The following is a 19250-nucleotide window of genomic DNA, read 5'->3' on the forward strand; positions in this document are numbered from 1 at the left end:
AAGGATTCCATATGACCCAAGCATTATTATTAGTGGATGTTCAAAATGATTTTTCACCATCGGGTGCTTTACCTGTTGCGGATGGTGACCAAATTGTCCCCGTAATTAATCGGCTAATTCCTCATTTCAAACACATTGTTGCAACTAAAGACTGGCATCCAGCCGGGCATTCAAGCTTCGCTTCTTCTAATGATCAGAAGGTTGGGGAAGTGATCGTTTTAGATGGTATACCGCAAATCATGTGGCCAGATCACTGTGTTCAGGACAGCGAAGGTTCGGAGTTCATTTCTGGTCTTAATGTTGAGGCGATTACAAAAGTCATTTACAAAGGGACCAACCCTAAGATTGATAGCTACAGCGGCTTTTTCGACAACCAAAGACTTCAAGCGACGGGATTGGCTGACTATTTAAATTCTAATGGAATTAAAGAGCTGGTGATCGTTGGGCTCGCAACTGATTACTGTGTGAAGTTCACGGCTTTAGATGCGGTTTCTCTTGGATTCAAAACTTCGGTTGTTCAAGATGCTTGCCGAGGCGTAGAAATGGCGCAAGGCGATGTGGAAAGTGCTTGGAAGCAAATGAAGCAGGCTGGTTGCAAACTCATTCAATCGGATGACATTGCGGGTTAGTTACCTTGCCTTGTTTGTTATCAAGAAAAAATCCCCTGATAAGGGGATTTTGCATATTTGGTTATAGACGTTCTGCTAAGTAAGCTTCGTAATCAGGGATCTCGATACTTACTTCTTTATCCATAAATTCCGAGCTAAACAGGAATTTGGCTGTTGCTCGGTTCGTTGCAACAGGAATATTCCAAACTCCAGCAATACGCAGTAATGCTTTAACATCAGGGTCGTGTGGAACTGCATTAAGCGGATCCCAGAAGAAAATCAAGACATCAATTTTACCTTCAGAAATCAATGCGCCTAGTTGTTGGTCACCACCCATTGGGCCACTGATAAGGCTTTTGATAGGTAGGCCAGTTTCTTTGTTCAACATGTTACCAGTGGTACCAGTAGCGTATAGAAAGTGACCCTGTAGTTTTTCTTTGTTCTCTTTTACCCAGCGTAGAAGTTCAGGTTTACAGTTGTCATGTGCGACAAGAGCTACGTGCTTTGACGCAGCCATTGTGCGGGTTGTTATTTTCATCTATTTGTTCCCAACAATTGGATTTGTTACTTAAATAACGAAATACCTGTGGTTATTCAATCTCTTTTATTGAAAATGTTGTTATTTCGCCTATTCGTTCCTTAAAACCATGATACAGGTTTCAATTGGTTAAATTGTGACAATCTCTGGTTGCATGTGTTTCATCATCAAATATTTTGAGACACCAGAACTTAGAACGGGGAATAGATGGGAATGGTATGCAAAACTAGCTGGATACAGTGTCGAACAGCCAGCCAGTTTTGTAGGAAGTCCAATATGTTATTTGCTGCTAAAACTTATAACTTTCAGGAACGACGACGATACCTTTTTCAGAAATTGTGAAATGTTTAGCATCTTCCTTAGAGTCTAATCCTATCTGTGTATTAGGTGGTATTTTCACGTGCTTATCAATAATGCAATTTACAAGCTGGCATCCTTCACCAACTTCAACATCATCAAATAAGATACTATCGACAACAGTAGCACTGTCATTGATCACTACACTTCCAGAAATGATCGAGTGATGAACTGAACCGCCAGAGTTGATCACTCCGTTAGAAATGATGGAGTTGATGAAAATCCCCTCGTTGCCTGTCGCTGAAGAGACAGTTCTGGCTGGTGGAAGCTGCGGTTCATAAGTTCTAATCGCCCAGTTCTTTTGATAAAGGTTCATCGGCGGAATTGGCTCCAATAGATCCATATTGGCTTCATAAAAAGAGTCTATGGTACCGACGTCGCGCCAATAGCAATCACGATCAACACGTCCTTTCTCATTACAGAATTCATACGCATAGACGCTTCGGCCTTCAATGAGTTTTGGAATGATGTCTTTACCAAAATCGTGCGTAGAAGCTTCTACTTCGGAGTCTTCATGCAGTGCTTGTTTAAGTACATCCATAGAGAAAATGTATATCCCCATAGAAACAAGGCTAGAATTGGGGCTATTCGGCATTGACGGTGGGTCATTGGGTTTTTCAACAAACGAAGTGATTCGGTTCTCTTCATCAATCCCCATAACACCAAAGGCTGACGCTTGTTCTCTTGGAACTTCCATGCAAGCAATGGTCAGTTTCGCGCCCTTAGCCTTATGTTCCTCCAGCATGGCGGCATAGTCCATACGATAGATATGATCGCCAGAAAGCACGACGACGTGTTTAGCGTCGCTACGAGAGAGTAGCCACATGTTGTGAAATAGAGCATCTGCTGTACCTTCATACCATTTTCCACCCTTTCGCATTTGTGGGGGGACAACAGTGATAAATTCACCCAATTCAGGATTGAAAATAGACCAGCCATCTCGTAGATGCTTTTGTAAGGAATGGGACTTGTACTGCGTCAATACGAGTATTCGACGTAATCCGGAATGTAGGCAGTTGGTTAAGGTAAAATCAATAATTCGATACTTACCGCCAAAAGGTACTGCGGGTTTGGCACGATCGTCAGTGAGGGGGGATAATCGTGAACCCATACCGCCGGCTAGTATTACCGCTAAGGTGTCTTGCATCTTATTTCTCCCTAAATATGTGCAATTCATTTTCACTTTTTAGAGAGTAGTACAAGTTTCGAGCCAAAGTTGAATACCCAGTCTTTTCTTGGGTCATTTATATGAGAAAACACTAATGCACCAAAATAATGCAAAAAGCTCGACTATTTGGCTTTTAAATGGTGCAGATAATTGTCTATAAAAAGTTCTCTATTGTGGCTGTTAACTAATAGAGTTAAACCCTTAATCTTTTGTCGAGTTTACAATGTAAATCTCATGTATGGCATGGCTTATGGTGGTATAGGTGCAGTGATATTTTGCAAGGTTAAGATTTCGCGATCGTAGTAGCTCCTCATTGTAAAGAGTTGCTGTTTAAAGTTAGTAAACTCTTGTATCAGTTGCCTGTTAGATCGCACATAGTGTTGCGCTGCCACTTCATTTGTTATCAGCCTATCAACTTCGCAGTCTTGTCCTATTTTATTCCATGCGGATATTTGCGTAGTCACTTCCTGAGAGATCTCATCTAAGTATGAGACTAATGAGCTGATCTTTTGCCGTGATTCCAACGCAGCTTCTATTTGTCTATCGATCTTGCTTCGAAAGTGATTTGAGTTCTTAGCCCATAGATAGGTGAGTTCTTGGTTCGAAAACTCAAGATGGAGAAAAATGGACTGTTGGAAACTTGGTAACCACTTGTTGTATTTCTGCGCTAACGAATTGTACTTGCGATCTAACGCTTGTTGAGAAACAAGCGCTTTGTTCCAATCCTGCTCATTACACTGGCTCGCATGGGTAAGCCAAGATAAAGTTATCAAGATAATGGTCGTTATAGAGATCAAGTGCGTTTTAGATAGTTTCATTGTCGAATGCTAATGTACTCACAAGAGTGGTAATCCTAGCAGTGGTCAAATAATCACCACTGCTAGGATTATTGTAGTTAAAGAAAAGAAAGTATTGAGAATCCTCTGGGCTCAAACCATAAGGTATGGCGTATACAAATGAAAAAATTGCTGATGGTTGTATTTTTGCTTCTTGGAGTTGCTGGCGCCGGTGCAGGTTACTACCTGTTTTACTACAAACCTCAACAAGAATTGGCCAACCAAGCTGCTGCTGTCGACGATCAAGCAGATAAAACAGAGGAAGTAAAACCTCAAAGCATTGCGGATTTAAAGCCAGAGAATATGGAATTCTATGTTGATGCAGAAAAGCTTGGGATACGAGAAGAAGCAAATTTAGATGCCTTTGTTCAACGCTATCTTTATAAAGGCGAAAAAGTTCGTCTACTAGAAAAGAAAAATGGCTGGGGGCGCGTCTCTGCATACTTTGTTTATGAACAGGGTGGACCTGAAATTGCTGAGTGGATTCCTTTGGATGGACTCGTTGAGCAAGCACCTGTGATTACAGCAGAAGAACGGAAGAAAACAATTCAGGGCTACATTGCCGCTTCAGATGATCTCGTGCAATTCGAAGAGATGTTTTTAAAAACGACGGACAAACTACTTAACGATGGAAGCTGCTCACCTGTTGACTTTGAAGAGCTTGGTGGCTGGGTGAAGTCAACCAAATATGCTGATCGCGATGTGTATTTTATATACTGTGGTGGGCTTAAACTAACAGACAAGATTTATTTGGATGTTCGTACAGGTGAAGTGTTTTATTGAAAACTTAAGTAGGCGTTATCAACTTTCCCATCTTGATCTTTGCAATCAGCGTACCGTTTGTTGCGTCTTGTCTGAGCGTTAATCTCGATTGATGTAAAACAACGGTTTGTTCAAAAAGTGATTTACGCTCAACTCATTCCTTTGATTGTTAACTAATCTCTTAAATGATGATGTGTTGAATATCGCTTGGTGATATTTAACGCTTATTCCTAGATTGAATGTTTAGGAGGACTTATGAGTATTGAAAGACATGGTTTATCGATAGTTTAGATAGAATTGAGAATGAGTTTTTTGTTTCAATCAAAGCCGTTGGTCGTCTTACCCATGACGACTATCAAGTTATCTCACCGATGATCGATGCAGCTTTGATTAAAGTAAATCAACCCAAAGTAAAAGTACTTTTTGATGCCACAGAACTTAAAGGGTGGGAGTTAAGAGCTGCTTGGGATGATTTTAAGCTTGGATTAAAACATGGCTCAGATTTTGACAAGATCGCCTTGTATGGTAATCGAGAATGGCAAGAAGTCTCGGCAAAAATCGGTAATTGGTTTGTCTCTGGTGAAATTAAATATTTCGAAAGTTATAGCGATGCGGTAACGTGGCTGAAAAACTAATGATGAAGAATTAGTTTAGTCAGAAACATGTTGAGGAAGGATCCTCAGTTACTATCAATAGGGAAATAATGGATAAATTAACGCCGATGACGTCTATGTACTTTGAGCAGTTGCTCAGTATTGCAAGGCGTAAAAGTGTCATTGATACCACGAGCGATTGGTTCAACGGATCTCAGACATATCTCAACGAGATGCGTACAGAGCTTGATGAAGTATTAGAAGAAATCCCCCTTAATCGTCGCTATTATCTAGAGCAAAAACTGGGGGATTTGCTTTGGGACTACCTGAATCTTCTCCTCGCATTAGAATCTGAGACTGAAATCCAGTTAGAAAGTGTTCTTGAAAGAGCGTGTATCAAGTTTGAACAGAGAGTCAGCGGGCTAGAAAATGGCTTCTTATGGAGCGATATTAAAGCCAGGCAAAAGATTTCTTTGGCTGAACAACAGCAAAAATGGGAATTGCAAAGCTGCGTCCTACCTTCCAGTAATTTAAGTAAATAATTGAAAATAAAATTATATTTGGGGGTGTTTTTGACCTCTAGTTTCACTATTTATCGATAAAAGGGAGTATCTATGTCTAAGCATACAGCTAAAATTTCGTGGTTTCGCAAGGATGGCGAAGTGTTTAGCGATAATAAATATAGTCGAGCTCATGTATGGGAGTTTGATGGTGGCATCACCGTTCCCGCGTCTCCTTCACCAAGTGTTGTTCCTTTGCCGTACTCGGTGGAAGAGAATGTTGACCCAGAAGAAGCCTTTATCGCTGCATTATCAAGTTGTCATATGCTTGTTTTCCTTTCTATCGCGGCTAAAAAACGTTACGTCATCGATGAGTATATTGATGATGCAGAAGGTGTGCTCGAGCTGAATGAACAGAACAAAGAATCTATGACAAAAGTGATTCTGCGTCCAAAGGTCACTTTTGTTGGTGACAACATCCCCAGCCACGAAGTGTTAGAAAAAATGCATCATCAGGCACACGACAACTGCTTTATTGCTAACTCAGTGAAAACTCAAGTCATCACGCAGATTGTTTACTAAGAAATAGATTGTTTACTAAGGAATGCGAATGAACATAGGGATATACATTTATGATGAAGCTGAAGTCTTGGATTTTTCCGGACCGTTTGAAGTATTTAGTACGGCTAAGCGGTTAGCGAATAATGATTGGAACGTGTTTTTGTTTGCTGAAAAGTCGAATTTGGTGAAAGCTCGCGGAGGCTTTGAGGTGAAGCCTCATTTTTCGTTTGAGACGGTCCCCAACATAGATCTTCTGATCGTCGTTGGTGGCGTTCACACTGAAGAACTCAAAAAACCTACAGTCATCGACTGGATTAAGCAACATGCAGCAAAGTCAAAGATTGTTGCCTCAGTGTGTACCGGTGCATTTTTGTTAGCAAAAGCGGGTGTGACAGATAATCATTCCGTTACAACACATTGGGAGGATATTGCAGATTTAAGGCGTGACTTTCCTAAGTTGGATGTGCAGGAGAATGTACGCTGGGTTAAGCAAGGTAACTTGGTTGCTTCAGCTGGCATTTCGGCAGGTATCGATATGAGTTTGTTTTTGGTGTCTGAAATTGCGTCTATGGATTTGGCTGTGAATACTGCAAAACAAATGGAATATGATTGGCAGAAAACTGTTTAGGTTAAACTGCTTGGGTTAGAGAGCTGTGGCTAATACTGATTAATACAGCTTAGCCACATGCTAGCTGCACTCTTGGCATCACACGCTCAGGGGTGCCAAGAAAATAGCCTTGATACATATTAAGATTCAGTGCTTTCATCGCTTCAAACTGCTGTTCTGTTTCAATTCCTTCCACTACTGTTTTAGCGTTAGCATTCTGCGCTACTTCAATTGCATCAAGCAGTGGTGACGTATCGCCGTTCATATATTTCATCAGAAGGGTACGATCAAATTTGATGATATCTGGAGAGATGAGGTCAACTCGGTCAGAGTTTGAAGCTTGTGAACCATAGTCATCGACAGCAATGTGAAAACCGTAATTTGAAAGGGTTTGAGTCGCTTCTTTTAGCAATTCATTATCGTCTGAGTGTTGCTCAACAATTTCCATGACTATCTGTGGACGTCTAAGGTTGAGATCATTTATACGATTTGATAACCGGCAGGACAAATTTTCGTTTTGGACAAGCAGTTGGCCAACAGAAGGTAACAGATTTAGAAATAGCCTGATGTTTTTGAAAGGGGAGTTGGCGAAATTTCTTATATGAATCGCTCTGCTTAATAATTCGACATTAATTTGATCAACTTGATTATATTGATCCGAATAAAAAAATAAATCAGGACGAATTTGTCTATGTCCATTTGTATATATTCTAACCAAGGCTTCCACACCAACAATTCTCTTTTCTCTAGAAAATATGGGTTGAAATACACTCCGTAGCGTCATGTTTTTATAATGAGCTACATATTGTCCTGTGTTATCGAAACGAATGTATTTATCGTATTGGTGTTTATTAATAAGAATCATAGAATCCGCTATATCCCAAAAAATAATATTTAATCTACGCATCCATGCGTCAAATTGTTTTGATTCACGTCATAGTATTGACGATATTAATATTCTGTCAATCATTAATATCGAGATCAAAAATAGTAAAAGATCAAGACTTGGATCGTTTTAATGACCGTAATAATAGAAAACCTAACTCGTACAAGTTGAATCTCATTAAAGTGCCATATTATATAGTGTGTGATGCTAAAAATTGTGTAGTTACGTTGTATTTAAGTGTTATATTTTGATGCTTTCATGATGATCTTAAATTTTATTTTTAGCCATATATGATCCTATTTAGATTCTTTAGTTGTTTGATGTTTATTAACGATCGTCAAAAAAATCTTTATTTCGTATATAACGACTCATTAAATGATATGAAAATGGTCTTATAGCCCATGAAACAATACTTTTACCTAACCTGAGTAACGTTGGTGTATTTTCATAAACTCTTTCGTTGTGTAACCACAATAATTTACCCACGTGCCAATAGTAAAATGGCAAGGGGGGTAAAAATGTGACGATATCGAGGTCGCAACACACACGATATGTTTTATGTGAGAGCGAATATTGTCTTTTAAATTGATAACCACCAATAGCTGGCTGACCAAACGTTACCACTCGTTTTATTGATTTTGGATATTTCTTCTCAACTAAGTCTGCCAGAACAGTTCCTATTGCTCCGCCTGATGAATGGCCAGTAAAGGTAACTTTTTTCCCTAGTTCAATCAGAGGAACAATATAGCTTAACAATCGTTCGTAAACGGAGACTCCAAGCTTATCGGTGTTGTAGCCCGGTCGGCTCTCTTGCAATATCAAGTATGAATAACCAGCATGAATGGGATAATGAGTGCAAAGTGTCTTTGGTGTAATTTGCCACATCCCCAGATTTAATAGCCAATCCCAAAGTGAATGAGATCCTTTGATCACAACAATAACTTCCTCGCTTTTCTTGCTCCAAAGTACCCGCATCATGACTTTACCAAATCGGTTATAGACAATGCGCTGACCGTTTGGATCGAATCCGTAATTGGTCTGTTTGAATATTCTTGGATAAGCGAGATTACATAGCACTGCATATCTTTCGTACTGATAGCGCTTTAGGCTTTTCACGATAAACTTAACGGTTAGGTTTTGATTTACTATGAGTCAGAAATATGTAGAAAAAGTGACAGCAGGATAAATTTTGAGAAGATAGGGTTAGGGGATATGGGGAAGAGTTATCCCCACTGTAATACCGCATAAAGTTGGATGTATTTTCTCACTAACTGCTGATTTTTCGAGTGTTTTAATGGATGTCCAAACTTAATGTAGCAAGGACTGATTTGATATCGAGCTTCTAAAGCTTGAGTTAAAAGTGAATCGCTCTCGTAAAGTGTTATGCCTTGTGCACTGTACTCATCAATTTCGTCGGGTAATTGCCCTGTCCACCAGTGAAGTAATTCACGGCTTTTTTGACTTTTGCTTATCCAGTGATCCGTTAAAAGAATAAGAAGATCGTTTGGTTGGATAGCATAGGCATATTCTTGCTTCCACTGAAAAATATCTCTCATTAACTTGTCTCGGCACGTTTTACCGGCACTGACTAAATGATGAGTGAGTATCCAAACTGTTCCCATTTCACAAGATACACGGAAATGGTGAGGCATATCGGTATGATGAGTTGATTCTATCGAATCATAATCGCAGGTGTGACCAAATTCCGTTAAGGTGCGCGACAAGCGACGAGCGAAAGCCAGCCCTAAATGGTGTTCACTCATTCCTTTGTTATGAATAGTAGGATAGTGCTTTTCACACAATCTCAAGCAGTCTGTTTGAAATTCATTGACGCTTTGTGTGACCAGGTCCAATAACAATTACTTATTCTCCATAATTTAAGCTCAGCTAGATTATCACAGTTACATCTTGTCTCTAGTGATAAATGATGGTTTTACTTCACCAAAATTCGATTTTAATGTTTCTCTAATTGCCTAATTTTGAACTGCCGCAGTGTTTCAGTGAAAATCATCAGTCTTGTTGGGTATAATAAGCACCTAATTTCATTTCGGGAGATGACGATGAGTGATATTGAGTTTACTCAACAACAGAAAGAGGGCCTTACCGAAGCTCTACAAAAATACTGTGCTGATGAGTTAGGCATAGAGCTTGAACAGTTTGATGCATGGTTTCTGTTAGAGTTTGTTACAAATAAGATCGGCCCAGTTTATTACAATAAAGGTCTGTCTGACGCTCAATCTGTCATCGAAAGAAAAATGCTTGATATCGCAGATGAGCTCTATCAAATTGAAAAAGAAAGCGAATTTTAATCTTTCATCTCGTCTTCGTGTTTTAAAGTCATTCGATTTTTCTGAACAAGTTCTTCAATCTGTATGGCTAGCGGCAAGGTAAATATTGGTAAATACTCTGTTAACACTATGTATCCAGTGATACCGTTTTAATTGGATGTTGGTATCAACAATAGTGATGGTATCAATAATGGTAATGAGAGAAATAGGTATGAGTTCCGAAGTTACACACTACAACGCGGTGACGCGAATTATCCACTGGGTTTCTGCGGTGGTGATTATTGGAATGTTTGCCGTCGGTCTTTGGATGACGGATCTTTCTTACTACAGCACTTGGTACAAAACGGCACCTCACTGGCACAAATCTGTCGGATTACTACTTGCGGTAGTAACACTATTTCGCATTGTCTGGAAATGTGTGACGGTGTCACCCAAAATGGATGGTTCACCACTAGAGAGATTAATGGCTAAAACTGCCCATTTCTTTATCTATTTTGATTTGATGGTGCTGTTTGTTTCTGGATACTTAATTTCAACCGAAGATGGTCGTGGGATCGATGTGTTTAATTGGTTTACCGTTCCGGGAGCGGGAGCTCTATTTGAGGGGCAGGCTGACTTAGCCGGTTTTGTACACCTCTATGCGGCCTGGGCTTTAATCGTCGTTGCTGTGTTACATGCACTTGCAGCATTTAAACACCATTTTATTAGTAAAGATAATACGCTACGCAAAATGATAGGAGTATCGTAATGAAGAAAACGTTATTGGCAGTTGGATTAGCTGCAAGCATGATTGCATCTTTTGGTGCAAGCGCAGCGGATTATGTGATTGATTCAAAGGGAGCTCATGCTTCCATCAGTTTCAAAGTTAGCCATTTAGGTTATAGCTTTATTAAAGGACGCTTTAATAAGTTCGATGGCGAATTCTCTTATGACCCAAATAACATCAACGCATCTTCTGTTGAGGTGAATGTAGATACCACAAGTCTGGATTCAAACCACGCAGAACGAGATAAACATATCCGTAGTGCAGATTTCATTGATGCGGCTAAATTCAGTACTGCAACATTTAAGAGCACTAAAGTTGTCGACAAAGGTGACGGCAAACTGGATGTTATGGGTGATTTGACGTTACACGGTCACACTAAGAGCATTACGATTGATGCTGAGTTCATCGGCGCTGGTCAAGACCCATGGGGTGGCGAAAGAGCTGGCTTCGAAGGTTCGACACGTTTAGAACTCAAAGACTTCGATATTGCAGTGATGGGTCCAGCGAGCTATGTCGATATGGAACTCCATATTGAAGGTGTTAAAAAGTAATTTGTAAGATTTAAGAAAGCCCCTGCATGCAGGGGCTTTGTTTTTTGCCAACTGATGTTTTTGTTTTGTTATTGACTGTTATGCACGTTCTAGCTGCTGTTCTTCTACAACGGTTAGACGTTCTCCATAAATTGGACGAAGGGCTTGTAGTACGTGATGACGCTCAATCATTCCAACAAACTGTCCGTTGTCTAATACAGGAAGTTGGTGTGGCTTTTGAACTTTCATGCTCTTAGCTCGTTCTTCAACTGATAAAGTACTTAGACGTGTTGCAATTCCCATGCTTGTCGTTGGGTAAAGCTGTTCTCTGTCGATGCAAAGAAACTCGGCAACATCAACCAACTTGTCATTGACATCAATGGCGATAACATCACGTGACATTAAATCAACCACCTTTTGATCCTTAGCTGGAATGTAATTCTGACACCAAAGCTCAACCATCACATCATGAGCAGAAAAAATACCCACTAGACGATTATCCATATTCACCACTGCTGCAACGTTTACTTGATGATCTAGCAGTTTATCGATAGCAGCTTGAACTGGCATATCTGCACTGATAGTCAACGGATTTGGATCCATAATGTCTTTCATAGTAATGGTACTTTTCATAGTTGTTTCCTTACCTGACGAAATTGGTGTTGTTTGTGTTATTGATGAAATTTGGGCTGAGATAAGTTTTGGGCGGCTATAAATAGACCAGTTTGCAAGTCCCACTAAAACTGCGCCGCCAACAATGTTCCCGAGAGTGACAGGGATTAAGTTGGAAGTTATAAAATGCAGAATGTTGAGATCGGAATATGCTGAAGAACTGACACCTATTTGTTGCCAAAATGAATCTGGAGCAAAGTTATGTATCACTATGCCTAGAGGGACCATAAACATGTTTGCGACACAGTGTTCAAAGCCACTTGATACAAACATTGCTACCGGCATAATTGTCATCGCGGCCTTGGTCATGGCATTTGCAGAGCTAAAGGTTAACCATATAGCTAGGCAGACCAGTAAGTTACACAAAACACCAAGAGAAAAAGCTTGTAGTGTGGTGTGGTGAAGTTTGTGTTGAGCAATGTTTAGGGCATTTAGACCCCATTGACCATGATCTAATTGATAAAGGCCCGCTGAAGAGACCAATAGAAGCAAAAACATCGCACCTATAAAGTTCCCTATGTAAACCTTTCCCCACACAGCAAGCATTTTGCTTAAACTAATCTGTTTGTTTGCCCAAGATATGCTGGATAACACAGAGCTGGTAAACAGTTCACCACCGCAGATAACAATAAGTATTAAGCCCATACTGAATGCTAAGCCGCCGACAAAACGGTTCAGACCCCATTCCGCGTTTGCATTACCGGTGGTTACAGTAATGTAAAACAAGAATGCTAGGCCTATAAAAGCACCCGCCATGATGGCAAGACTTATGGTCATTCCGCTTGATTTTTGAGCTTTGCTTAATGCGAATTTCTCAGCTTCCGCCATCATCTCTTTCGGCGAAAAATAATGTTGATTGTAAGACTCAGTTGACGCCATGTCTGGTCTCCCAATAGATAACCATAGTGATACTCCTTATTAGAAAACAACACCTTATGTGCTGATTCGTTACTAGGTTAACGGTCGGAGTTTCACTAAGTAAAATTGATAATATTAAAAGCCCTTATCAATTATGTTGATATGCTGTGTTTAGTCGGTAGAATGCAACCGAATGCTCATAGAAGAGCAAGAGGATTTGGTAAAAGGAGAAAGAGTGCGATGAGATATTCACTGAAGCAGTTGGCTGTATTTGATGCTGTTGCCGACACCGGCAGTGTCAGTGTTGCTGCAGAGAAATTGGCTTTAACTCAATCGGCAACAAGTATGTCACTAGCACAATTGGAAAAAATGCTTGGCCGCCCGCTCTTTGAACGCCAAGGTAAACAAATGGCGTTAACGCATTGGGGCATGTGGCTTCGTCCAAAGGCTAAGCGTTTATTACAAGACGCTCAGCAGATTGAAATGGGCTTTTACGATCAGCAATTAGTCAGTGGTGAGATTTCTATCGGAGCCAGTCAAACGCCCGCAGAACACTTGGTGCCAGACCTCATAAGTATTATTGATAACGACTTCCCTGAGATCCGAATCGATCTGAGCGTAAAAAGTACCCAAGCGGTTATTGAAGGTGTACTGGACTATAAATTTGATTTAGGCATCATCGAAGGTCGCAGCGATGACAACCGTATCCATCAGGAAGAGTGGTGTAGAGATCATTTAACTGTCATTGCTTCTTCACATCATCCTTTTGCAAAACGTGCCACGGTCAGTCTCGCTCAGTTAGAACAAGCCAAATGGGTTCTACGAGAAAGAGGTTCGGGCACTAGAAAAACTTTTGATAGTTCTATTCACCATTTAGTGGAAGATCTGGATGTGTGGCGAGAATACGAACACGTACCTGTTCTTCGTAGCCTAGTTGCCAATGGTCCTTATCTTACCTGCCTGCCGTATTTGGACGTAGAACGTTACATTGAAATGGGAAAACTGGTTGCGTTAAATGTGCCCGAGCTAAATATGGAGAGAACACTTTCATTTATTTGGCGAGCCGATATGGCCGAAAACCCTTTAGCAGAATGCATTATGCGTGAAGGCTTTAGGATGATGAAAGGGCGATCGCTTTTCCTATAAAATATCTGCTCATACGTGCTACTTTTATCTTTGTAAGTTGATGCAGTCAGCCACTAGATGGTTCATTACGGTTTGTGTTGATTTATCGTTTGCGTCACTAAAAATGTGTAACAAGATTATAGTGTACATTTTATATGTGATTTATATCACTTTATAGTGGCATCACTACCTTTAGTATCTATGCTCAATTCACTGATGCGGTTAACAAGCAAAAGCCGCTTCCTAGAGGGTATGATGAGCACACTTTTAGCAATCGCAATCACGACTGGTATCCTTTCTGGCATATGGGGATGGGTAGCCGTTTCATTTGGTTTACTCTCTTGGGCAGGATTTCTGGGCTGCACTAGCTACTTCGCTGCACCCAAAGACGGTGTTCGCGGCTTACTGGAAAGTTATGCGACGAACCTGACGGGTGTTTTCTGGGCGATGGTCATTATCAGTGGTGCTCAGTATATGTCTATCGACATTCTTGGCTACGTATTGACCGGCATCGTATCATTCTTGATGTGTATTCAAGCGAAAAAGCAATGGCTTAGTTATATCCCAGGAACATTTATTGGCTGTTGTGCCACGTTTGCTGCAAGTGGCGAATGGCAAATTGTGATTCCATCATTATTGCTAGGTGGTGCGTTTGGTTTTTCAATGAAAGCGAGTGGGTTATGGCTGCATAAACGTGCATCAACAGAAAAATCACCTCACCATTCAGTGATAAATGAACAAGCTCAGTGAGTAATATCTAGTATCAATATTTCTTATATTTCTCTTCAATTGTTATTTGAATAGGTTATTAATAGCAAAAAGGCATACCCCAAAGTATGCCTTTTTTGCTAATGCTCACTTGAGCAAATTAATAGAGTGTTATGTATTACCATTGGCCATAGTGATTACGCGTTTTAGCGTCCAGCGAAGAAGCACGGGGATGCATTCCACGCCACCAGCTTCACAATGAGAAACAATGGCTAATGCCAGATCCGGTTTAGCATGTTTTTTGAGCACTCTTGTGACCACTTTTTTGGCAGGGATAGGTTGGTCATGCGGGATCTTCACCATGTCTTTAAAGAAAAATTCAAAGCCGTGTGAGTAAAGGAAGTGTTCTATGTCTTTGTCTGGTAATTCAGTTAAACGATGTCTTTGTTGATCATGCTCAAGCATATTGATAACCGTTGCTGAGTACTTTTTCCCAGCTGAGTCGCCATCAGTGACCACATGCCAATCGATACCAAATGATTTGGCCACCTTAATCAAAGACTTGAGTCCAGATTGCGCGAATTCGATGATCTGCACACCTTCAGCAGCTAGGTTATAACCGCATTGTCTTGCCAGTTCGCTGAACAACCAAACTTCTGTTTCACCTTCGACTAATAACCAGCAACGAGCAAAAAGAGCGCCAGTACGATGGAAGCGGATGTGGAAACCAATTCGTCTAAGTTCGTCTTGCCCGAATCCTTTTATTGGCATTGAAGTGGCAATGGTTTTGTCAGATTTACGCACTAATCGGCGAATTGAATGAATGGGAACAGAACCTAATAACTCACCACTATTGGTGGTTAATATTTTTTGCATTGGTAACAGTTCGAGCAAGCTCCATGCTCTAGCCAGATGAGTAGGGTGCAAACGGCCTTCTGGATCTTCGACGATCAATATAGGCCTAGCGCAGCGGCGAATATCTTGTGGTCCTTTTGCTTGCAAGTAAGCATTGAGAAGTCCTAAGAATAAAAGCCGTGTTTGTCTGTCTTTCGTCTCACCGACAATTTGCTTCAAACTTTTTCCGTTGGTCGGTGTTGAATAAACCAAACTGTCTCGCTCTAGGCGAGGATTTTTTCGGCTCTGACTTTTAAACGAAAAATAGTGGTCAACCAATGCATTCATCGCATTTAGGCTGCTTCGCATTTCACCCTTGTTAACGTGACCGGGAATGGCCATTAGGCGACGGCAGGTATTATCAATGCGTTTTTCAACCCGTTCATTTTCACTGTTGGTTTTACCAAATGGTCGAATGAAACGGCGTGAGTCGCGCAGACGAATGACAGGATGCAAGCTCATCAACTCGCGAGCCAGTTTCTCACTATGATGGACAGCAATTGGGTTGCCTTTTAAATCGAGAAAAGTATAGGTAGTGGCTATATCGTATTTAACTCGAGAAGCGCTAACGCGATAAATAATGCGATGCATACCTTCTTCGTCTTCACACCATATAGGCTTTAACTTTCTGTATCGACCCGCCCGGTATTCGTTTTTGTCTGTAGTGACAAAGCTCAGCACGATTTGTAAATTTTGAGTTTGTGGATGGGAGACGGCGTAATCTACATGAAAGTCTTGTAATTCAAACTGATAAAGCTCAGAAGATGCGGGTAACATGACTGAAAGAGCATCGAGCAAAGATGATTTGCCCCACGTGTTTTCACCAATCAAGGTTGTTAATTCATCAAATGAAAGAGATAAGCGACGAATACCTCGAAAACCAGAAATTTCGATACGTTCTAATAGCATCGGCCAACTCCTCATGCCTCGGATACCAAGGAGGCTAGTTATGATTTTTATTTAAGCATAATGTAAAACTGCAATATAAGCAGACGGTTACCTCACATAAACCTTATAAGTGGTTTAAGTGTTGATAAATCAAGCGATGCGTTGATGTCAAACTTCCCAAGTTTCTTTGCATTATCGTTTCATTACTATCACGAATCTGTCATGATCTGTGCGCTAGGATTAGAGTGAAAGAAAAGAGAACACACAATATGAAAAATAGAAAAGACACGAAAAAAGTAACGTCAATCACTCTGGCACACATCAACGATACCCATTCTTATTTTGAACCTACGTCATTACAGTTAACTTTAGATATCAATGGTAAGACACTCACGCCTTTCGTTAGTGCTGGTGGATTTGCTCGTATTGCAACACGAGTGCAGCAATTGCGCGAAGATGCACGCCGTATGGAAAAAGGGTTTATCTTTTTGCATGCAGGAGACTGCTTTCAAGGCACATTGTATTTCTCCTTATTTAAAGGAAAGGCAAACGCAGACATGCTAAACGCAATTGGCTTAGACGCGATGGCATTGGGTAACCATGAACTTGATATGGGGAATGAACCGGTCGCTATCTTTGCCAAGCGTACCAACTTTCCTCTTCTGTGCGGAAACTGGGATCTTTCTAATGAGCGTTCAAATAAACAACATCGCTTATCAGATAATGAATCGGTTAAATCGTTTAACCCAACATTGGGTTGTGCCAATTGGATTACCAAAAATGTAGATGGTAGCAACATCGCTATCTTCGGTCTTTCATTAGACAAAATGGTCGATATCGCAAACCCTGATAGCGATACGCCGTTTATGAATGCATTAGAAACAGCAAAGAATACGGTCGAACAAATACATAAGGCGGGTATCAACAAAATTATCCTGTTGAGCCACCTTGGATATGACGCAGACAAAGAACTTGCACGACAAGTGAATGGCATCAGTGTCATCGTTGGTGGTCATAGCCATGTGCTACAGGGCGATTTCAGCGCTTTAGGGTTAGAAACTCAAGAAGAGTATGGCCAACGCATTAACAACACATATGTTGTTCAATCTGGTTTGTATGCGTTAGCGCTGGGACATTGCCAAATTGATTTTGATGATCAAGGTAATGTGATTAGTTTCGATGGTCGCAATGAGCTGCTGCTAGGGCGTCGTCTGTTTATTGATGCAAGTATGAGTGAAGCGGGCAGCGATGGTGCGCACCTAGAAGCTTGCGAATACGTAAACAATCATCCAAATGTGGTGGTTTGTAAAAAAGATCCTGATGTACAGGGCATTTTGATCAACAAATATATTCCTAGAGTCAGAGAGCTTCAGACTCAGATGATCGCGGAAGCTCATAACTCATTGAGACATGTACGTGTGCCCGATGAAAATGGCCCAAGTGAACTCGCGCCTTTAGTCGCGCAGTCATTTGTACATGCTATGCGTGAGCGTGGACATCAAGTGCAGTTTGCTATTCACAATGCTGGTGGTGTACGAACCTCCATCCAACCGGGCAAACTCTCGGTTGCCGACATTGCAGGAAAGTTATTGCCGTTTGCCGTACCGATTGGCGTTTATTCTGTGAAAGGGAAAACAATCGCACTCACACTTGAAGGTGCTATTAATAACGCAATAAACAATGGTGTTGATGGTACAGGTTCGGGAAGCTATCCCTATACTCACAACTTAAGCTACCGATATCACGCAGATAAACCTGTTGGTCAGCGCATCAAAGACTTAAAGATCTGTATTGATGATGAATGGCAACTTGTTGAAACTGATACAGTTTATTGTGGTACATCATCTGCCTATACGATGAAAGGTAAAGAAGGCTATGATGCAATAACTGCAATGAAAGGTGAGGGTTACGTAAGTAACGTTTCAATGGCAGATGCCTTTATTGGCTTACTGTCAGCTCAGCCAGAGCTGTTAAATAACAGACCAATAGAGCAATTACATAGCCACAACGAATAACATGGCATAATGTTTGCTGGTTAAGTTTCAGTCTTTATTTCTCAAAATACGAGAAGGAAAGGGGGAAACATGTGGTTTCAAGACTGGTTTGATACAGCAGTTGTCGTAGGGTGGATAGGTGCGTGGTCCGCGTTAGTGTACTTATTACCCATTGCTGGTTTTTAAAATTTGCCAAGCTGTTTAAGGCATAAGAAGGAAGGAGCTATCAAAGGCTCCTTTTTTGATCCTCATACTAGACGCTAAAAGCAGTGAGGAGTTAAATTTTCGCATTACCTGGATTGCGATCATTGTTCTTTGTTTTACAGGGAATGATGCATAATTTTATCTATCTTAAGCCAGCACTGTCCCTCATTATGCTGTTTATTGGTTTGAAAATGTTGTTGGTGGGCTCCTCATGGGAAATTCCGACCTAAATTTCTTTGCTTGTTCTTCTATTCACAATGACTGTGGCAGTGCTGTGTTTAGTCATAAAACAGAAGTCGTTAGAGAGAAATGAGTTAATTCACGTAAAATCAGAGGAATAGGGCTTTATCTTACAGTGTGTAAGTCGCAGAGAAGTAATGGGATAGTGTTGGCAAAATAGTTAAATTTTCATTTGTTAACAAGCTGTATAAATTTATTAGTCCATGATCGCTTGTGGAATAATTAGTCAGTTCGAATTCGGTTTGCTGGTTTTTTAGTCATGTAATTTGATTTTATATTTTGTGGTATGTAAACAGCTTGTTTCATTAGAATATCTAATTCGAATATCCAAATTTTGTCATTTTTTAACGGGCAAATTATTACCTATCATTGCTGAAAATACAGAAAGTTACCGGATTTATTAAGAGAGGCTATCATGGCACAAGCAATGTATATGGGTAGTGTAGCAACGACCACCTCTATGGATAAAAAAACCTATGCGGTTAACTTCAAAGGATTGATAGCTCATTTGATTGATATTTTGTTTGTAGATAACAAACCAGCGACTCATTACTACAGTGCTGATTTGTCTAGCCATATCCAACGTGATATTGGTCTGCAGCGTTAATCAAATGCGTACGAATTAAAAAGCCGAAAACTCTAAGAGTCTTCGGCTTTTTTGATCTCT

General features: G+C 40.6%; 20 protein-coding genes and 2 pseudogenes. 14 read left to right on the forward strand and 8 right to left on the reverse strand.

The window, feature by feature from the left end:
* Positions 1-11: 11 nt before the first annotated feature.
* Positions 12-629 (forward strand): bifunctional nicotinamidase/pyrazinamidase, encoded by a 618-nt coding sequence (gene pncA / locus AAGA51_RS17505; protein ID WP_042487184.1) that lies wholly within the window; start codon positions 12-14, stop codon positions 627-629.
* A gap of 61 nt (positions 630-690) precedes the next feature.
* Here pncA and AAGA51_RS17510 read toward each other — a convergent pair whose 3' ends face one another.
* The 3 genes from AAGA51_RS17510 to AAGA51_RS17520 form a co-directional block, all read right to left on the reverse strand.
* Positions 691-1146: a methylglyoxal synthase gene (locus AAGA51_RS17510; protein ID WP_042487181.1), complete on the reverse strand. Its 456-nt coding sequence runs from the start codon at positions 1144-1146 to the stop codon at positions 691-693.
* Positions 1147-1435: 289 nt separating this feature from the next.
* A complete protein-coding gene (gene glgC, locus AAGA51_RS17515; protein WP_255209394.1) occupies positions 1436-2680 on the reverse strand; it encodes a glucose-1-phosphate adenylyltransferase in 1245 nt (414 codons plus the stop codon).
* Positions 2681-2919: 239 nt separating this feature from the next.
* A complete protein-coding gene (locus AAGA51_RS17520; RefSeq protein WP_052404613.1) occupies positions 2920-3489 on the reverse strand; it encodes a hypothetical protein in 570 nt (189 codons plus the stop codon).
* A 138-nt stretch (positions 3490-3627) separates the two neighbouring features.
* Between AAGA51_RS17520 and AAGA51_RS17525 the strand changes: the two genes are divergently transcribed.
* From AAGA51_RS17525 to AAGA51_RS17545, 5 genes and pseudogenes are all read left to right on the forward strand, one after another.
* Entirely contained in the window at positions 3628-4290 is a 663-nt protein-coding gene (locus AAGA51_RS17525; protein ID WP_042487175.1) for an SH3 domain-containing protein, read from the forward strand.
* Between the two features lie 234 nt (positions 4291-4524).
* A pseudogene (locus AAGA51_RS17530) lies at positions 4525-4904 on the forward strand (STAS/SEC14 domain-containing protein).
* Between the two features lie 68 nt (positions 4905-4972).
* The gene (locus AAGA51_RS17535) at positions 4973-5404 is read left to right on the forward strand and encodes a MazG nucleotide pyrophosphohydrolase domain-containing protein (RefSeq protein WP_042487172.1); all 432 of its coding nucleotides are present in this window, start codon (positions 4973-4975) and stop codon (positions 5402-5404) included.
* A gap of 72 nt (positions 5405-5476) precedes the next feature.
* Positions 5477-5944, forward strand: coding sequence for an OsmC family protein (locus AAGA51_RS17540; RefSeq protein ID WP_042487169.1), 468 nt, complete (start codon positions 5477-5479; stop codon positions 5942-5944).
* Between the two features lie 28 nt (positions 5945-5972).
* The gene (locus AAGA51_RS17545) at positions 5973-6551 is read left to right on the forward strand and encodes a DJ-1/PfpI family protein (RefSeq protein ID WP_042487167.1); all 579 of its coding nucleotides are present in this window, start codon (positions 5973-5975) and stop codon (positions 6549-6551) included.
* Between the two features lie 49 nt (positions 6552-6600).
* Here AAGA51_RS17545 and AAGA51_RS17550 read toward each other — a convergent pair whose 3' ends face one another.
* From AAGA51_RS17550 to AAGA51_RS17560, 3 genes are all read right to left on the reverse strand, one after another.
* Positions 6601-7437, reverse strand: a complete 837-nt coding sequence (locus AAGA51_RS17550) for an EAL domain-containing protein (protein WP_255209393.1) — start codon at positions 7435-7437, stop codon at positions 6601-6603.
* 306 nt (positions 7438-7743) lie between these two features.
* Entirely contained in the window at positions 7744-8532 is a 789-nt protein-coding gene (locus tag AAGA51_RS17555; RefSeq protein ID WP_042487160.1) for a lipase family protein, read from the reverse strand.
* A 107-nt stretch (positions 8533-8639) separates the two neighbouring features.
* Positions 8640-9275 carry a hypothetical protein gene (locus AAGA51_RS17560; RefSeq protein WP_042487157.1) on the reverse strand — a complete coding sequence of 212 codons (636 nt, stop codon included), beginning with the start codon at positions 9273-9275 and terminating at the stop codon, positions 8640-8642.
* A 201-nt stretch (positions 9276-9476) separates the two neighbouring features.
* On the opposite strand from AAGA51_RS17560, the gene AAGA51_RS17565 reads away from it, so the two are divergent.
* The 3 genes from AAGA51_RS17565 to AAGA51_RS17575 all read left to right on the forward strand — a co-directional run bounded on the left by AAGA51_RS17565 (position 9477) and on the right by AAGA51_RS17575 (position 11021).
* A complete protein-coding gene (locus AAGA51_RS17565) occupies positions 9477-9725 on the forward strand; it encodes a DUF2164 domain-containing protein (protein ID WP_042487155.1) in 249 nt (82 codons plus the stop codon).
* Between the two features lie 190 nt (positions 9726-9915).
* Complete coding sequence (locus AAGA51_RS17570) at positions 9916-10452, forward strand: cytochrome b (RefSeq protein ID WP_042487416.1); 537 nt, start codon at positions 9916-9918, stop codon at positions 10450-10452.
* Positions 10452-11021: a YceI family protein gene (locus AAGA51_RS17575; protein WP_042487152.1), complete on the forward strand. Its 570-nt coding sequence runs from the start codon at positions 10452-10454 to the stop codon at positions 11019-11021. The genes AAGA51_RS17570 and AAGA51_RS17575 overlap by 1 nt, the downstream gene beginning before the upstream one ends.
* Before the next feature lie 78 nt (positions 11022-11099).
* On the opposite strand, the gene focA is transcribed toward AAGA51_RS17575, so the two are convergent.
* On the reverse strand, positions 11100-12551 hold the full coding sequence (focA, locus tag AAGA51_RS17580; protein WP_042487149.1) for a formate transporter FocA: 1452 nt from the start codon (positions 12549-12551) through the stop codon (positions 11100-11102).
* Between the two features lie 219 nt (positions 12552-12770).
* Here focA and AAGA51_RS17585 point away from each other — a divergent pair, with 219 nt between their 5' ends.
* Together AAGA51_RS17585 and AAGA51_RS17590 are read left to right on the forward strand one after the other, a co-directional pair.
* Positions 12771-13676 (forward strand): LysR substrate-binding domain-containing protein, encoded by a 906-nt coding sequence (locus AAGA51_RS17585; RefSeq protein ID WP_042487146.1) that lies wholly within the window; start codon positions 12771-12773, stop codon positions 13674-13676.
* Positions 13677-13910: 234 nt separating this feature from the next.
* On the forward strand, positions 13911-14405 hold the full coding sequence (locus AAGA51_RS17590; RefSeq protein WP_042487143.1) for a DUF1097 domain-containing protein: 495 nt from the start codon (positions 13911-13913) through the stop codon (positions 14403-14405).
* 129 nt (positions 14406-14534) lie between these two features.
* Here AAGA51_RS17590 and AAGA51_RS17595 read toward each other — a convergent pair whose 3' ends face one another.
* Positions 14535-16166, reverse strand: coding sequence for an ATP-dependent endonuclease (locus AAGA51_RS17595; RefSeq protein ID WP_042487140.1), 1632 nt, complete (start codon positions 16164-16166; stop codon positions 14535-14537).
* 248 nt (positions 16167-16414) lie between these two features.
* Here AAGA51_RS17595 and AAGA51_RS17600 point away from each other — a divergent pair, with 248 nt between their 5' ends.
* The 3 genes and pseudogenes from AAGA51_RS17600 (at position 16415) to AAGA51_RS17610 (ending at position 19190) form a co-directional block, all read left to right on the forward strand.
* On the forward strand, positions 16415-18160 hold the full coding sequence (locus AAGA51_RS17600; RefSeq protein WP_042487137.1) for a bifunctional metallophosphatase/5'-nucleotidase: 1746 nt from the start codon (positions 16415-16417) through the stop codon (positions 18158-18160).
* Positions 18161-18420: 260 nt separating this feature from the next.
* Positions 18421-18684 (forward strand): annotated as a pseudogene (locus tag AAGA51_RS17605) (hypothetical protein); the annotation flags it as partial.
* Positions 18685-18998: 314 nt separating this feature from the next.
* A complete protein-coding gene (locus AAGA51_RS17610; RefSeq protein ID WP_042487131.1) occupies positions 18999-19190 on the forward strand; it encodes a hypothetical protein in 192 nt (63 codons plus the stop codon).
* The last annotated feature ends 60 nt before the right edge of the window (positions 19191-19250 follow it).

This window comes from Vibrio diazotrophicus, assembly GCF_038452265.1.
GTDB classification, from domain to species: domain Bacteria; phylum Pseudomonadota; class Gammaproteobacteria; order Enterobacterales; family Vibrionaceae; genus Vibrio; species Vibrio diazotrophicus.

Bases quoted from the DNA above. Each gene is read 5' to 3' on its own strand.
- AAGA51_RS17545 (WP_042487167.1), top strand. From the start codon at position 5,973: ATGAACATAGGGATATACATTTATGATGAAGCTGAAGTCTTGGATTTT.
- AAGA51_RS17590 (WP_042487143.1), top strand. From the start codon at position 13,911: ATGAGCACACTTTTAGCAATCGCAATCACGACTGGTATCCTTTCTGGC.
- pncA (WP_042487184.1), top strand. From the start codon at position 12: ATGACCCAAGCATTATTATTAGTGGATGTTCAAAATGATTTTTCACCA.
- AAGA51_RS17595 (WP_042487140.1), bottom strand. From the start codon at position 16,166: ATGCTATTAGAACGTATCGAAATTTCTGGTTTTCGAGGTATTCGTCGC.
- AAGA51_RS17585 (WP_042487146.1), top strand. From the start codon at position 12,771: ATGAGATATTCACTGAAGCAGTTGGCTGTATTTGATGCTGTTGCCGAC.
- AAGA51_RS17540 (WP_042487169.1), top strand. From the start codon at position 5,477: ATGTCTAAGCATACAGCTAAAATTTCGTGGTTTCGCAAGGATGGCGAA.
- AAGA51_RS17565 (WP_042487155.1), top strand. From the start codon at position 9,477: ATGAGTGATATTGAGTTTACTCAACAACAGAAAGAGGGCCTTACCGAA.
- AAGA51_RS17520 (WP_052404613.1), bottom strand. From the start codon at position 3,489: ATGAAACTATCTAAAACGCACTTGATCTCTATAACGACCATTATCTTG.
- AAGA51_RS17535 (WP_042487172.1), top strand. From the start codon at position 4,973: ATGGATAAATTAACGCCGATGACGTCTATGTACTTTGAGCAGTTGCTC.
- AAGA51_RS17510 (WP_042487181.1), bottom strand. From the start codon at position 1,146: ATGAAAATAACAACCCGCACAATGGCTGCGTCAAAGCACGTAGCTCTT.
- focA (WP_042487149.1), bottom strand. From the start codon at position 12,551: ATGGCGTCAACTGAGTCTTACAATCAACATTATTTTTCGCCGAAAGAG.
- glgC (WP_255209394.1), bottom strand. From the start codon at position 2,680: ATGAATTGCACATATTTAGGGAGAAATAAGATGCAAGACACCTTAGCG.
- AAGA51_RS17610 (WP_042487131.1), top strand. From the start codon at position 18,999: ATGGCACAAGCAATGTATATGGGTAGTGTAGCAACGACCACCTCTATG.
- AAGA51_RS17525 (WP_042487175.1), top strand. From the start codon at position 3,628: ATGAAAAAATTGCTGATGGTTGTATTTTTGCTTCTTGGAGTTGCTGGC.
- AAGA51_RS17600 (WP_042487137.1), top strand. From the start codon at position 16,415: ATGAAAAATAGAAAAGACACGAAAAAAGTAACGTCAATCACTCTGGCA.
- AAGA51_RS17570 (WP_042487416.1), top strand. From the start codon at position 9,916: ATGAGTTCCGAAGTTACACACTACAACGCGGTGACGCGAATTATCCAC.
- AAGA51_RS17550 (WP_255209393.1), bottom strand. From the start codon at position 7,437: ATGCGTAGATTAAATATTATTTTTTGGGATATAGCGGATTCTATGATT.
- AAGA51_RS17575 (WP_042487152.1), top strand. From the start codon at position 10,452: ATGAAGAAAACGTTATTGGCAGTTGGATTAGCTGCAAGCATGATTGCA.